This window comes from Streptomyces fumanus (assembly GCF_014655295.1).
Classification (GTDB): Bacteria; Actinomycetota; Actinomycetes; order Streptomycetales; family Streptomycetaceae; genus Streptomyces; species Streptomyces fumanus.
In genome coordinates this window covers 251,144-264,655 of the sequence record NZ_BNBI01000004.1, presented here as the reverse complement: position 1 = coordinate 264,655, position 13,512 = coordinate 251,144, and the positions used below count along the sequence as shown (strand labels likewise).

The window sequence follows — 13,512 nt, the reverse complement described above, 5'->3', positions numbered from 1 at the left end:
TCGGACCGGAACCCTGGCCGGTCGGCCGGCGAGTGTGGCCGGTGGGCCGAGGCGGAGCCCGGAGACGCGTGGCTAGCGTTGCCGTCCGGAAGGTGACCCCACGCAGAGGGAGAGACCCGATGGAGCAGCGCACGTCCGGCCACGGCACCGGCGCCACCACCGAGTTCGAGCGGGACGTCGTCGAGCTGTTGCTGGAGACCGTACGGACGGCGGCCGGGCAGGAACGCGACGACATCGGTACGGAGAGCCTGCTGAGCGCGCTCGTGGCGGGCGACTCGGCCGCGGGTGCCGCGATCACCCCCGGCAGGAGGGCCGCCGGCACGCTCAGCGGGTGGATCATGAGCCGGGAAACCTCCGTGTGGGTCAGTGACGACGCGGGTGACGGCACCGCCGCAGGACCGGACGACGACCGGGAGATCGACGCCTGCTGGCGGGAGGTCCGCCAGGAGGAGGCCCGCAGGCTGCGCTGGAAGAACCGCAAGAGGCCGGAAGAGGAGCGGGCGAGCCTCGAACTCCCGGCGATGACCGGGGCGTTGCGCACCTGCCTGCGCAACGCGCTGGCGGCGGCATGGGAGGAGGGCACCGTTTCCGTCCGCGTACGCCATGTGGCGCGGGCACTGGTCGAACTGCCCGGCACCCGCGCCCACGAGGCCCTGGTCACGAAGAGGCTGGACGTTCCGTCCGCCCCGGCCGCGCTCGACGCCTTGCGGGGCGCCGAGCAACCGCCGGAGCCCGGCTCGGTTCTGCTGCTGCGCAAGGCGGGGACCTTCGGCAAGAGCGGCAACCCGCTGACCCGGAAGGTCATCGCCTGGATGGCCGGGGGCGGCGCCGGGTTCGGCTCCGCGGTGGTGAGCGCGGTGCGTACGGAGGCACGGCGGTCGGCGGTACGGCGCGGGGCGCCGGGGCCGCGGCCCGTCGATGTGCTGCTGGGCATCCTGGCACTGGACCGGTCCTTGACGGTCGCGGGACGCGAACTGCCCGAGGACCTCGCCGGAGCCAACCGAGGGGCCGAGTTCCTGCGCCGGCACGGCGTACGGCACGATACTGTCGCCCGCGTGCTGCTCCCCACCACCGGGATCGCGGAGGGCGTACCTCCGGAGTCCGACGGCCCCGCCGACTTCGACCAGCGGCTCCTGCATGTCACCGAGTTCATCGCCGCCACCACGGGCTCGCCCACGGTGGGCACCACCCACCTGCTGGCCGCGCTCCTGGACGGGACCGCCACGGACGCGGAGTCCCTCGCGGAGATCGACCGCGTGCTGACCGAGAGCGGCGCCGATGTCGCCGGGCTGCGGGCGGAGCCGGAGCTGCGGGTCCCCCGGGGAGCGGAACACAGCGCCTGAGACCACGCCGGTCGGCGCGTGTGTCGCCTACGACCAGAACAGCCGCGTACGACCGCAGTGGCCGTGCGGCGCGGCATCCACACGGAGGAACGATGAACCCGGCAGTACGAGCGGGGAGGCGGCTGCGCCGCGAGGTCGCCGCGGTCCAGGAGGCGGTGCGCGGCGCGCCCCGGCGGACGGTCGTCACCGAGTCCGTACTGACCGGTCTGGTCCTGCTGTGCTCACTGGCGCCGGTTCCGCTGGTGCCGCCGTCCCACCCGGTGGCCTCGGTCCTGCTGGGGGTGTGGACGGCGCTGCTCGTGCCCGCGCGGCGCAGATACCCGTCCCTGGCGGTACTGGGCTGCGTGCCGGTGGTCGCCGGGGAGAACGTGTGGGCGACGGTGGCGGTGCCGTACGTGGTGTGGTCCGCCGTGCGCCGGATCGCTCCCGCACGGCGTGCCTGGGGGGTGATCGGTGCGAGCGGGGCCGGTGTCGTGCTGGTGCTGCTCGCGGTGCACGTCGCCACCGCGGTCCCGGAGGAGCCGTATCTGGCCGGGAGTCTCGGCCTGGGTGCGCTGTTCATCGTGCTGCCCGCGCTGTCCGGCCTCATGATGGGGCGCCGGCGGCCACTGACGCGGCTGCTGCGTGAGCGCAACGCCTATCTCGAACACGCCCGTTTCCTCACCGAGGAGGCGGCCCGCATGGAGGAACGGACCCGCATCGCCGCCGAGATGCACGATCTGCTCGGCCACCGCATCAGCCTCCTGTCGGTGCACGCCGGGGCCCTCCAGCTCACCGCCGAACGGCAGGCGCCCGCGCTGGCCGCCCAGGCCGAGCTGCTGCACTCCACCGCCCGGACGGCCATGGAGGAGCTGCGCGGCATCCTCGGCGTCCTGCGCCACCAGCCCGACGCGGACACCGGCGAGCGCGGGACCCGCGAGGATCTCGCGGCCCTGGTGGCGGGGTCCCGGAGCGCGGGGGTCGACGCCGAGCTGCACTGGGAGGCGGCCGGGCCGACGGACCCGGACCCCCGTACCAGGCAGGCCGTGCACCGTGTCACCCGCGAAGGGCTCACCAACGCGCTGAAGCACGCCTCCGGCGCGCCCGTACGTGTGGTGTACCGGGACGAAGGGGACACGGTGCTGATCGCCGTCGTCAACGACGCCCCGCCGGCGCCCCGTTCGCCCGGGGGCGGGAGCCGCAGCGGACTCGTCGGCCTGCGGGAGAGGATCGGCCTGCTCGGGGGCACCCTCCACGCCGGGCCGCGCCCGGAGGGCGGCTTCGCCCTGACTGCCCGCATACCCGTGCGGCCCGCGTCGCCGCCCCCGTACGCCGTGCCGCCCCGGCCGGTCGCCGACGGGGCGGGCTCGCGGCCCCCGCTGCCCACGGACGTGCTCACCTGGCCCCGCCTCCTCGGCGGTGGCTGCGCGGCGCTGCTGGTCCTGCTGCCGGTGACCGCCGGGACCATCGCCCTGCTGATCTTGGCGGCTCTACACTGAGCCGATGATCCGAGTCCTGATCGCCGACGACGAAGCGCTCATGCGTGCCGGGATACGGCTGATCCTGGAGAACGCCGACGACATCCGTGTGGTGGCCGAGGCGCAGGACGCGCAGGAGGCCGTCGAAGCCTGCCGTGCCCACCCCGTCGACGTCGCCCTCCTCGACATCCGGATGCCCGGCGACGGCATCGCCGCCCTCGCCGGGATCACCCGGCACGCGCCCCGCACCCGGGCGGTGATGCTGACGGCGTTCGGCGAGGAACCGACCGTGGCCGCCGCCCTGCGTGCCGGAGCCCACGGCTATCTCCTCAAGGACACCGGTCCGCACGACCTCATCGACGCCGTACGCCGCGCCGCCGCCGGGCACCCCGTCCTCGCCCCGCAGATCACCCGCCAGTTGATCGAGTTCCGGGCCCGGCCGGACCACGGCAGCGACACGGCGGCACGCCGGGTCGCGGAGCTGACCCCGACCGAACGGGACGTCCTGCGACTGCTGGGCACCGGCCTGTCGAACGCCGACATCGCCGCCCGGCTCCACCTGAGCACCGGCACCATCAAGGCCCACATCAGCAACATCCTCACCCGCACCGACTGCACCAACCGCGTCCAGGCGGCGGTGCTGGCCAAGGAGGCGGGACTGCTCGACTGAGAGCGGGCAGGGCGCGGCGCATCGGTGAGCGACCGACGCACTGGCTTGATCACATCCCTCTCCCGAGAACCGGTGTCTCCTCAGGGACAACCCACCCGCACCTCTCCCCCGTCCTAGGTGACGCGAGGGGCGCCCGGGACCGACGGGACGTCTGCGTACGGTGGTTTGAGGAGAGAACCTTTGATCCGTGCCCGAATATGTGTGACCGCCGTGGCGGTCCTGGCGGCCCTGGCGGGCTTGCCCGGACCGGCACAGGCCGACGAACAGCCGTACCCGCTGCTTCCGTCGAACGCGACGGCGGACGGCGATTCCCTTCCGCCGGGGTGGCGGATCGACGAGAAGGGCGGGAAGCGTGAGCTGGTCTGGCGTACGCCGGACGCCGTGCCCATGGGGGACGCGCGGGTCGAGTTCCGTGCCGGGGACCGGCTGCTGGGGGCGCCGAAGCCGACGAGGGACGGCAAGACCTTCCGGCTCGCCCTCGGCGGGACCCCGCCCGGACAACTGACGGACCTTCAGGTGACGGCCGGTGGACGCCGGTTGGACGCGGCGGCCGACGACCCGCCCGGGTCCGGCCCGGGCGTGGCACGCGTACCCGCGAAGGCGCCGGCGAACGGCGTCGATCCGGGGCTGCCCGGCTCGTACCGCACGGTCACCGGGACGTACGACCTCGATCCGGTGCGCCTGCCCGGGTTCGCCACCCCGGTGGAGATGACCGCCGAGGTGGTGGCGCCCAAGGGGGCCACCGGCAGCCGGCCGCTCGCGCTGTTCCTGCACGGCCGCCACGGCACCTGTTACAAGCCGGGCTCCGAGGACGACGTGACCGGCGACTGGCCCTGCGCGAAGGGCTACCAGCCGATCCCCAGCCACCTGGGCTACCTGCGCGACCAGCAACTGCTGGCCTCCCAGGGCTATGTGACGGTGTCGATCTCGGCGAACGGCATCAACGCCCAGGACTGGCAGGCCGAGGACGCCGGCGCGCAGGCGCGGTCCACGCTGGTGCGCGAGCACCTCGCCCGCTGGGCCGACTGGACCGCCCACCGCTCCTCCGCCCCGGCCGTCGTACGCAAGGCGGCGAAGGCGGACCTCTCCCGTGTCCTGCTCGTCGGCCACTCACGCGGTGGCGAGGGCGTCAACCGGGCCGCCATGGACAGCCTCTACCCGCCGCCGGCCGCCGAGGACGGCCACCGGGGCCCGGTGCGCTGGAAGATTCGCGGGACCGTGCTCATCGGACCGACGATCTTCGGCCAGAACCCGGTCGCCGACGTGCCGTCCGTGACGCTGCTGCCCGGCTGCGACGGCGATGTGTCGGACCTCCAGGGCGAGAACTACGTCGACGGCACGCGCGGGATCAGCCGGGGCACGGCCCTGCACAGCGCGGTCTACGTGGTCGGCGCCAACCACAACTACTTCAACAGCGAGTGGACTCCGGGTGAGGCCGTCGCACCGGCCGCCGACGACTTCGGGACCGACCCGGAGGATCCGGACCCGGTGTGCACGCCGGGGGCCGCGACCCGGCTGACCGCCGCCCAGCAGCACAAGGCGGGCGCCACGTACATCGCCGCCGCGGCCCGGCTCTTCCTCGCCGGGGACGACCGGGTACGTCCGCTGCTCGACGGTTCCGGCAAGCGGGCCCCGTCCGCGGACCCGGCCCGGGTGCTGACCCACGCGGTCGGCGGCCACCGCGGCGGTGGCTTCCTGCCGGACGGCGGGGCGAAGGTGACCGGCGCCCGACTGTGCTCGGCGATCGACCCCGACCCTGCGGTGGCCTGCCTGGACCCGAAGACCCCTGGAGCGTCACCGCACTTCGCGTGGTGGGAGACGGAACAGGAGACGGGCCGTAGCGCGGTGCGCCTGAAGTGGTCCGCGCCGGGCAGTGCCGCACGCGTCACTCCGGCCCGGCCGGTCTCCCTGCGCGGCTCCCAGAAGCTCGCCCTGCGGGTCTTCGTCCCGCCGAACACGACCGGCACGAAGTTCGACGTGTCCGTCACCGACTCCTCCCGCCGCAAGGTGACACTGGGCTCGGTCCGGGTGGACGGACTCCCGGGTTCCGCGAGCACCTCCTCCTACTGGGCCCAGGAGCTGCGCATCCCGCTGACCGCCGCGACCCGGGCCGGACTCGACCTCAAGCACGTCAAGTCCCTCGAACTGACGCCGCGTTCGCGGTCCGGGCGGGCCTGGCTGATGGACGCCTGGGGCTGGGCGCCCGGCACCCCGGCGGTGAAGGCCGCCGCACTGCCGCGCGTCGACGTGGGCCGCACCATCGTCAAGGAGGGCGACTCGGGCACGCGCACCTACCGCATCCCGGTCAAGATCTCCGGGCACGGCAGCGGGCAGGTCCGCGTGTACGTCCTCGACCCGGACACCGGCCGGGCCGAGCAGCGCCTCGTGACCGTCCGGCCGGGCACCAAGGCGATCGACGTGCCGGTCGAGGTGAAGGGCGACACGGTCTACGGCTACGACGTGGCGCACGACATCGCCGTCAAGGCCGTCCACAACGCGGTGGTCGGCAAGCACCGGGGCGGGCTCACCGTCGAGAACGACGACCCCGCGCCGGTGTTCACCCTGTCACCGGTCGCGGACCGGGTGACCGAGGGGGAGACACTGACCTGGCGGCTGTCCGTGGACGCGCCCACGGCGGTGAACCTCTGGCAGCCGGTGCGGGTGCTTCCGGTCACCGAGGGCGCCGAGCTGTCCACCCACGACGTGGACCCGCAGTGGCTCGCGGACTGGGCCGGCGACGGACCCGACCCCGAGCGGCCGCTGTCCGACGCGAGCCTGTGGGTGTGGCTGAACATCCCGCCGGGCGAGACCAGCGCGGACTTCATCGTGCCGACCGTGCGGGACCAGGTGGCCGAGCCCGCCGAGTCGATGCGCCTGGCCATGACCGACGACAACGCCGAGCCGCTGCCCGGCGCGCCGGTGCTGACGGGGACGGTGCTGGACACCCCGTAAGCACGAGGTACGAGGGTTCGTGAGCACCCTGCGCGCGGGGTCCGGCCGGTCCGGGCCCCGCGCGCGGCAGGTCCCGCCCCGGCGGCGCTCAGCGGCCGGTCACATCCCGCTCGCCGTGAAGTGGTCGAGGGTGCCGGTGAGGTCGAGGAGCCGGGTCAGTCTCGCGGGCCGGTCGTCCAGGTACAGGCGGGTTCCGGCCGCGGCGGTGCGGCGGCCGATCATCAGCAGGACGGACAGTCCCATGGAGTCGACGGCGCCGATCTCCGCGCAGTGCAGGCGCAGTTCGCGGATGCCCGGCCGGGCCGTGAGCTGGGCGGTGGCCTCGTCCAGGAGGAGGTCGGCGTGGTCGTGGTCGAGGTCTCCGGTGATCTGTATGCGGACGGTGTCCGCGGTGCCGGTGGTGGTCAGGCGGAGGGCGGAGGGCAGCGTGGTCATGCGGGCGTTCCGGGGGTGGGGTGGTCGGTGGTGAGGGTCTCGGTTCCGCGGCGCAGGATGCGGACCGCCCGGGGGAAGTCCTTCAGTTCACGGGCGAGGAGAGCGAGGGCCGGCGGCAGGGACTGCGGGGGCACTCCCCGGGCCCGCAGGATGTGTGCGGTCCAGGCGATGAAGCCGGTGAACAGGCCGTCGTCGTCGAGGTAGAGGGCGGTGGCGAGGAACTCCACGATGTGCGCGAGGTCCTCCGCCGTACGCTCGCGCTGTGTGTCGTCGTAGCCGCGCATGGCGGGGAAGGCGTCCGCCAGGGCGAGGAAGACGGTCCGCACCAGCGCGTCCTTGCCGCGGACGACCATGGTGTATTCCTGGTCGGCCAGGTGCGGCAGGTCGTCCCCCTGCCGGGGGTCGGGCTGCGGGCACGGCAGCGGGCCCGCGGCGAGCCGGTCGGCCGCGGTGCGGGCGTCGGTGGCCCATGCCTGGGCTCCCAGCAGCCGGGCGTAGCGGCCGTCGGGTCCGAAGGCGGCGCCGCCGACCAGGACGGGGACGCCGATGGCCTGGCAGGCGGTGATGGCCGCGTGGGCGGCGGGCAGCCTGGTGGCGATCGAGCTGGACAGGGCGACCGCGTCGGCCTTGGTGGTGTGCAGGTGGGAGATGAGGTGCGGGGCGGGTACCTGCGCCCCGAGGTAGTCCACCCGCCAGCCGCGCAGCTTGAGCACCTCGGCCACCAGCCGGGCGGGCAGCGCGTGCCATTCGCCGTCCACGCACGCCACCGTGATCCGGCCCCGGTGAGGGGTGGTGCGGGCGGCGGGGTGGAGGGCGAGCGCGGCGACGGCGCGTTCGTTGATGGAGGTCGCGGCGTGCTCCTGGGCGACGCTGATGCGGTTGGCGGCCCACTGTTCGCCGACCCTGCCCTGGACCGTCGCGATGACGTCCAGCAGGACGTGTTCCGGGTCCAGGCCGTCGTCCAGGGCGCGCAGGACGGTGCCGGTGGCGGTGTACTCGTCCCCGGCCGCCACGGCGTCCCACAGCCGGCCGGCCAGGTCCCGGAGGCGCTCGTCGTCGGGGAGCCGGGGCGGGGTGCCCGGGCTCATGCGGCGCACCCGCCGGGGGTGCGGTCGTGCCCGGCGTCGCGGTGCGGGGAGCGGGGGGCGGAGATCGCGACGACGGCCATGTCGTCGTGTCCGCGGCTGCCGAGCCACTGGGAGGCGAGCATCTGGACGTGTTCCACGATGCCCTCGGCCGGCATTCCGGCGCATCCGGCGAGGGCGCGCTTGAGGCGTTCCTCGCCGTAGAAGGCGTCGCCCAGCGGTCCGCCCTGGGCCTCGGTGATGCCGTCGGTGTACAGGACGCAGGACTCCCCCGGCGCCAGCGTGACGGTGGTGGTGCGGGCGCGGACGTCCGGCAGGGCTCCGACCAGGGTGCCGCGGGTGTCGGCCTCCTCGACGGTGCCGTCCGCGCGGACGATCAGCGGGCTCGGATGGCCGGCGCTGGTCAGCCGCACCCGCACCGCGTCGCCGTGGCGGGCGACGGAGGCCAGGACCAGGGTCGCGAACCGGGTGGTGTGGGCGTTGAGCAGCGCCGTGTTGAGCAGGGTGAGGATGCGCTGGTGGTCGTCGGCCAGGGGCAGCAGGGCGTGCAGGGTGTTGCGGATCTTGCCGGTGAGGACGGCGGCCTCCAGGCCCTTGCCGCACACGTCGCCCAAGGTCACCAGCGAGGGCTCGCCCGCCGCGGTGGCGGGGTGCACGTCGTAGAAGTCCCCGCCGATGCGCTCGTGGTCGGACGAGGGGCGGTAGCTGCCGGCGAGGTCCACTCCGGTGATCTGGTGCAGCACCGGGGGCAGCAGCTCCCGCATGAGCACCTCGGTGATGGCCCGCTGCTCCGCGTAGAGGCGGGCGGCCGACATCGCGGCCCCGGCGCGTGCGGCGAACAGGCGGGCGAAGACCTCTTCCTCTTCGGTGAAGGCGGCGCCGCCCTCCTTGCGGAGCAGGACCAGCGCGCCGGCCGGGACGCCGTGCCCGGGCAGCGGGGTGACCACGATCGCCCCGACGGGGCCGAAGTCCTCGGGGATCAGCCAGGCCGGGGCGGCGGCGGGGTCGATCCACCGGGACGGCACGGGCGGGAACCCGCGCAGGGCTTCGCCGAGACCGGGCACCTCGTCGGCGTCGACCGCCTCCAGTGCGGAGGTGGGGGCGGCGCCGCGCAGGCAGGTCACCACCGGCAGCCGGCGGCCCCGGGCCGGCGCGATGGCCAGGGCCGCGTCCGCGAGGCTCTCGGCGGCCAGTTGCGCGGTGACGTCCATGCAGCGCTCCAGGTTGAGGGAGGAGAGCAGGGTGCTGGACGTCCTGGCGAGGAACGCGGTGCGCTCCCGCTCCGTGCGCAGGGCCTCGCGGGCCAGGTGGTGGTCGGTGTCGTCCACCAGCCACCACGCCACCGCGCCGTCCTGCCGCACGCTGGGGTGCGCCCGGAGACGGCGGGCTTCGATCATGCCGGACCAGGGGGCGTCCGGCTCCCCCGCGGTGCGCGGACCGGGCAGGCAGACCGCCTGGTGGGCGGCGGCCAGCCAGGCCGGGACCGCGTCGGCCAGCCGGGACCCCGGGCGGGCCCCGGGCAGCAGTGCCTGAGCGGCGTCGTTGCACCGCACCACGCGGCCGGCCGGGTCGGCGACCAGGACCGGGCAGGGGGCACCGCCCCACGGGAAGTCCGGTTCCGGGTCTGCGGCCGTCTGCGCTCGGGTGGAAACCACGTATCGAGGACCCGCCGGGCGGATCCCTCACCTCACCAACTCGAAAGAAAGCATTTCCTCCGATGAACGATCCCGTACGGGCCGTTCCCCTGGCAACCCGCCCCCCTGGGCGGCGACCGCCGCGGTGGTCTTCGGCGCGGTGTCGCAGTGGCCGCTGACCGACATCTTCGACGGAGAGCACCCCTGCCGCGCCACCGTCCACCGCACGGCCACCGCCAGGAACCGCACCGCGCCTTGAGTCCGCCGCACAGGAGGACGTACCTGTCCGGCCGTGTTCCGGCGGTCACTCTGCTCCGGCGTCAGCGGACCGCCCCGCCGCCTGTGCCCGATACCGCCCCGGTGTGGTGCCGAACTCCCGCTGGAAGGCGTGCGAGAGCGCGTACGGGCTGCCGTAGCCGACCCGGCCGGCGATGGTGGCCAGGGTGTCCGGGGTGTCGCGGAGCAGGGTGGCGGCGCGGATCACGCGCCACCAGGTGAGGTAAGCCATCGGAGGGCGGCCGACGAGGGTGGTGAACCGGCGCGCCAGGGTGGGACGGGAGACGCCCGCCTCCGCCGCCAGACGGTCGTTGCTCCACGGCGCGGCCGGGTCCGCGTGCATCGCCCGCAGGGCGGCGGACACCACCGGGTCGCCCAGTACGCGGGGCCAGACGCCGCTGGGTGCCTCGCTCATCCAGGCGCGGATCATGTAGATGAGGAGGAGGTCGAGCAGGTTCGGGAGGGCCACGCAGGAGCCGGGCCGCATCTCGTCCAGCTCACCGGCGAGCAGATCGATGGCGGCACGGAGTTCGAGGTGGCCGCCGACCCGGCTGGGAAGGTGGACGACCTCGGGCAGCTCCGCCATCAGCGGATGCATACGGCTGCAGTCGAGCCAGTACGTGCCGCAGAGCAGCTCCGTCTCGTGGCGACCGGACTGGGCTGTGGGCTCCGTCGCCGCGAGCCATCGCGCGAACGGCACCGCCTTCTCCCGCGCGACCCCCGCGTCGACCGGGGAATCGGCGATCACATGACCCGTGCCATGGGGCAGCAGCACCGCGTCACCCACACCGAGGGGTACGGGCGCGCTGCCGTCGGTCAGCAGCCAGCAGTGGCCCTTGAGCACGACGTAGAACCCCGCACCGTCGTACGGATCCCATCGCGCGCACCAGTTCCCGCTCGTCCGCAGCCGGTGGAACCAGGGGTGCCCGAGGTGCACGGCGGAGATCGCATCGCTCACCACATCCATCCGCCCAGGGTATCCGCCGTATGAGCGATGAGATGGATGCGTATTTCCTTGAGCAGGATGCGCATTGAGACGATCGTTCGGCCGGTCCTAAGGTCGGTCGCGTGATGAACGAGAACGAGAGTGTGCAGCGCATGGTGCTCGGGGACGTCGAGGTCATCCGGGTGGTCGAGTGGCACGAGCCCTTCCTGCCCGCCGCCGACATGTTCCCGGGAGCCGCCGCCGATGTGTGGAGGGAGAACGCGGACTGGCTGGCGCCGGACCACTGGGAGCCGGACAGCGGCTCGGTGGTGCTGGCGCTGCAGAGCTGGGTGCTGCGCAGCGCGGGCCGGACCGTCCTGGTCGACACCGGAGCGGGGAACGGGCGCGAGCGGCCGGGCATGGGGCCGTTCCACCACGCCCGCAGCGACCTCCTCGGCCTCCTGGCGAGGGCCGGGGTCCGCCCTCAGGAGGTCGACGTCGTCGTCAACACCCACCTCCACGTCGACCACGTCGGCTGGAACACCGTCGACGCGGACGGGCAGTGGATACCGGCGTTCCCCAACGCCCAGTACCTCATCCCGGCCGCCGACGACTTCCACTACGGCCCGGACAACGCGTACGGGAACGGCGCGCAGGAAGTCGACCGCCTGATCTACGAAGACAGCATCGCGCCTGTGCACCGGGCCGGACAGGCCGTGCTGTGGGACGGCCACCACCGCATCGACGAACACCTCACCCTGGAGTCCGCACCCGGCCACACGCCCGGCTCGTCCGTGCTGCGCCTCGCCTCCGGCAGCGACCGGGCGGTCTTCGTCGGAGATCTGCTGCACAGTCCGGTGCAGATCCTGCACCCCTGCTGCAACAGCAGCGCCTGCCTGGCCCCCGAACAGGCGGTGGCCAGCCGCCGCCGGATCCTCGGGCGGGCGGCCGACGAACGGGAGCTGCTCGTTCCCGCGCACTTCGGCGGCGCGGGGGCCCTGGAAGTACGACGGGACGGGGGCAGGTTCGCCATCGGCCCATGGGCAACGGCGAACCGGAAGAAGAGTGCGTCCGCCTTCGAGTGAGCCGCGACCTCATCCGGGTGGCGGGTGGCGGACGGCGGGTGACGGACGGCACACCCGCCGCCGCCTGTCTCCCGCCGTCACCACCCATCTCTCGGTCAGGAGGCTCCTCCCCATGACGCACACGCCGGCCGACCGGCCCCCGTCCCGAGCGAGCGGGGCCCTCGTCCCCGTGCTCGCCTTCGTGGGCATCGTGGTCGCGGTGATGCAGACCCTGCTCGTCCCGGTGATCAAGGACCTGCCGCACCTGCTGGACACCGAGCCGGGCAACGCCACCTGGGTCATCACCTCGACCCTGCTCTCCGGCGCCGTCGCCACGCCGATCACGGGCCGCCTCGGCGACCTCTACGGCAAGCGCCGCATGCTGATCCTCAGCCTCCTGGCGATGGTCGCCGGCTCGCTGGTCAGCGCCCTCACCAGCGACCTGCTCAGCATGACCGCGGGCCGGACCCTCCAGGGCTGCGCCATGGGCGCGATACCTCTCGGCATCGGTCTGATGCGCGACCTGCTGCCCCGCGAGAAGCTCGGCTCGGCGATGGCCCTGGCGAGCTCCGCCATGGGCGTCGGCGGCAGCCTCGCCCTGCCCGCCGCGGCCCTGGTCGCCCAGCACGCCGACTGGCACGTCCTCTTCTACGGCGCCGCCGGCCTCGGCGTCCTGTGCGTCGCCCTGACCCTCCGCTTCGTCCCCGAGTCCCCGACCCGCACGCAGGGCACGTTCGACATCCTCGGTGCGACCGGACTGTCGGCCGGTCTCGTCCTCTTCCTGCTGCCGGTCACCAAGGCCGGGGACTGGGGCTGGACCTCCGGCACCACCCTCGCGCTGTCCGCCGCGGCGGCCGTGGTGCTCGCCGTGTGGGCCGTGACGGAGCTGCGGCGCGAGGCGCCGCTGGTGGACCTGCGCACCATGGTCCGCCCCACGGTGCTCTTCACCAACCTCGCCTCGGTCATGGTCGGCGGCTCCTACCTGGTCGTCACGCTGGTCCTGCCCCAACTGCTCCAGCTCCCCGGGTCCACGGGCTACGGCCTCGGCCAGTCCATGGTGGCCGCGGGCCTGCTGATGGCGCCGCTCGGCCTGACCATGATGTGCGTGGCCCCCGTCCACGCCCGGCTGTCCGCGCGGCACGGGCCCAAGGCCACCCTGATCCTCGGCATGGCGGTCACCGCGGTCGGCTACGCCGCCGGGCTCGGCCTGATGAGCGCTGCCTGGCAGAGCCTCGTCGTCGTGGTGGTCCTGGGCGCGGGCATCGGCCTCGCCTACTCCTCCCTCCCCGCCCTGATCGTCGCCTCGGTACCCGCCTCGGAGACCGGCGCGGCCACCGGCGTCAACACCCTGATGCGCTCCATCGGCGCCGCGATCTCCAGCGCTGTCACAGGCGCGGTCCTCGCCGGCACCGCACATCACGGGAACGGCTCCACCGTCCCGACCCTGCACGGTTTCCGCGTCTCCTTCCTGATCGCGACCGGCGCGATGGCCATCGGCCTGCTCCTGGCCCTCTTCCTGCCCCGGGCCCACCCCGGTCAGCGCCTTCGGCGACCACCGCCGGGCAGTCAGCGAGGTCCGGTTCACCGGGCGCCTCGACGGCAGGCTCCGCAGCACGCTGAGCGGTCGGAGCAGCCCGGGCGCCCGGACCCCCGGTGTTGAGCGTCCCGGTC

Annotated in this window: 10 protein-coding genes; 6 read left to right on the top strand and 4 right to left on the bottom strand. The window is 73.9% G+C overall.

The genetic code is table 11. The annotated features are described in order from the left end of the window. Positions 1-119: 119 nt before the first annotated feature. The 4 genes from IE316_RS10660 to IE316_RS10645 all read left to right on the top strand — a co-directional run bounded on the left by IE316_RS10660 (position 120) and on the right by IE316_RS10645 (position 6,422). Positions 120-1,343 carry a hypothetical protein gene (locus IE316_RS10660; RefSeq protein WP_190203965.1) on the top strand — a complete coding sequence of 408 codons (1,224 nt, stop codon included), beginning with the start codon at positions 120-122 and terminating at the stop codon, positions 1,341-1,343. A 92-nt stretch (positions 1,344-1,435) separates the two neighbouring features. Beyond that, positions 1,436-2,821: a sensor histidine kinase gene (locus IE316_RS10655; protein WP_190203964.1), complete on the top strand. Its 1,386-nt coding sequence runs from the start codon at positions 1,436-1,438 to the stop codon at positions 2,819-2,821. Positions 2,822-2,825: 4 nt separating this feature from the next. Further along, a complete protein-coding gene (locus IE316_RS10650; protein ID WP_190203963.1) occupies positions 2,826-3,470 on the top strand; it encodes a response regulator in 645 nt (214 codons plus the stop codon). Positions 3,471-3,671: 201 nt separating this feature from the next. Next, positions 3,672-6,422 carry an alpha/beta hydrolase gene (locus IE316_RS10645; RefSeq protein ID WP_229910319.1) on the top strand — a complete coding sequence of 917 codons (2,751 nt, stop codon included), beginning with the start codon at positions 3,672-3,674 and terminating at the stop codon, positions 6,420-6,422. Positions 6,423-6,521: 99 nt separating this feature from the next. Here IE316_RS10645 and IE316_RS10640 read toward each other — a convergent pair whose 3' ends face one another. The 4 genes from IE316_RS10640 to IE316_RS10625 all read right to left on the bottom strand — a co-directional run bounded on the left by IE316_RS10640 (position 6,522) and on the right by IE316_RS10625 (position 10,819). Beyond that, positions 6,522-6,857, bottom strand: a complete 336-nt coding sequence (locus IE316_RS10640) for an STAS domain-containing protein (RefSeq protein ID WP_190203961.1) — start codon at positions 6,855-6,857, stop codon at positions 6,522-6,524. Beyond that, entirely contained in the window at positions 6,854-7,945 is a 1,092-nt protein-coding gene (locus IE316_RS10635) for a cobalamin B12-binding domain-containing protein (protein ID WP_190203960.1), read from the bottom strand. The genes IE316_RS10640 and IE316_RS10635 overlap by 4 nt, the downstream gene beginning before the upstream one ends. Further along, positions 7,942-9,597, bottom strand: a complete 1,656-nt coding sequence (locus IE316_RS10630) for a PP2C family protein-serine/threonine phosphatase (protein WP_190203959.1) — start codon at positions 9,595-9,597, stop codon at positions 7,942-7,944. The genes IE316_RS10635 and IE316_RS10630 overlap by 4 nt, the downstream gene beginning before the upstream one ends. 283 nt (positions 9,598-9,880) lie before the next feature. Next, positions 9,881-10,819 carry an AraC family transcriptional regulator gene (locus tag IE316_RS10625; RefSeq protein WP_190203958.1) on the bottom strand — a complete coding sequence of 313 codons (939 nt, stop codon included), beginning with the start codon at positions 10,817-10,819 and terminating at the stop codon, positions 9,881-9,883. A 104-nt stretch (positions 10,820-10,923) separates the two neighbouring features. Here IE316_RS10625 and IE316_RS10620 point away from each other — a divergent pair, with 104 nt between their 5' ends. Further along, the gene (locus tag IE316_RS10620; protein WP_229910318.1) at positions 10,924-11,862 is read left to right on the top strand and encodes an MBL fold metallo-hydrolase; all 939 of its coding nucleotides are present in this window, start codon (positions 10,924-10,926) and stop codon (positions 11,860-11,862) included. Between the two features lie 112 nt (positions 11,863-11,974). Continuing rightward, positions 11,975-13,501: an MFS transporter gene (locus IE316_RS10615; protein ID WP_190203956.1), complete on the top strand. Its 1,527-nt coding sequence runs from the start codon at positions 11,975-11,977 to the stop codon at positions 13,499-13,501. The last annotated feature ends 11 nt before the right edge of the window (positions 13,502-13,512 follow it).

What these genes read in the sequence shown, in the direction of transcription:
- IE316_RS10660 (WP_190203965.1), top strand. Translation starts at nt 120, where the DNA reads ATGGAGCAGCGCACGTCCGGCCACGGCACCGGCGCCACCACCGAGTTC.
- IE316_RS10625 (WP_190203958.1), bottom strand. Translation starts at nt 10,819, where the DNA reads ATGGATGTGGTGAGCGATGCGATCTCCGCCGTGCACCTCGGGCACCCC.
- IE316_RS10640 (WP_190203961.1), bottom strand. Translation starts at nt 6,857, where the DNA reads ATGACCACGCTGCCCTCCGCCCTCCGCCTGACCACCACCGGCACCGCG.
- IE316_RS10655 (WP_190203964.1), top strand. Translation starts at nt 1,436, where the DNA reads ATGAACCCGGCAGTACGAGCGGGGAGGCGGCTGCGCCGCGAGGTCGCC.
- IE316_RS10620 (WP_229910318.1), top strand. Translation starts at nt 10,924, where the DNA reads ATGAACGAGAACGAGAGTGTGCAGCGCATGGTGCTCGGGGACGTCGAG.
- IE316_RS10615 (WP_190203956.1), top strand. Translation starts at nt 11,975, where the DNA reads ATGACGCACACGCCGGCCGACCGGCCCCCGTCCCGAGCGAGCGGGGCC.
- IE316_RS10650 (WP_190203963.1), top strand. Translation starts at nt 2,826, where the DNA reads ATGATCCGAGTCCTGATCGCCGACGACGAAGCGCTCATGCGTGCCGGG.
- IE316_RS10635 (WP_190203960.1), bottom strand. Translation starts at nt 7,945, where the DNA reads ATGAGCCCGGGCACCCCGCCCCGGCTCCCCGACGACGAGCGCCTCCGG.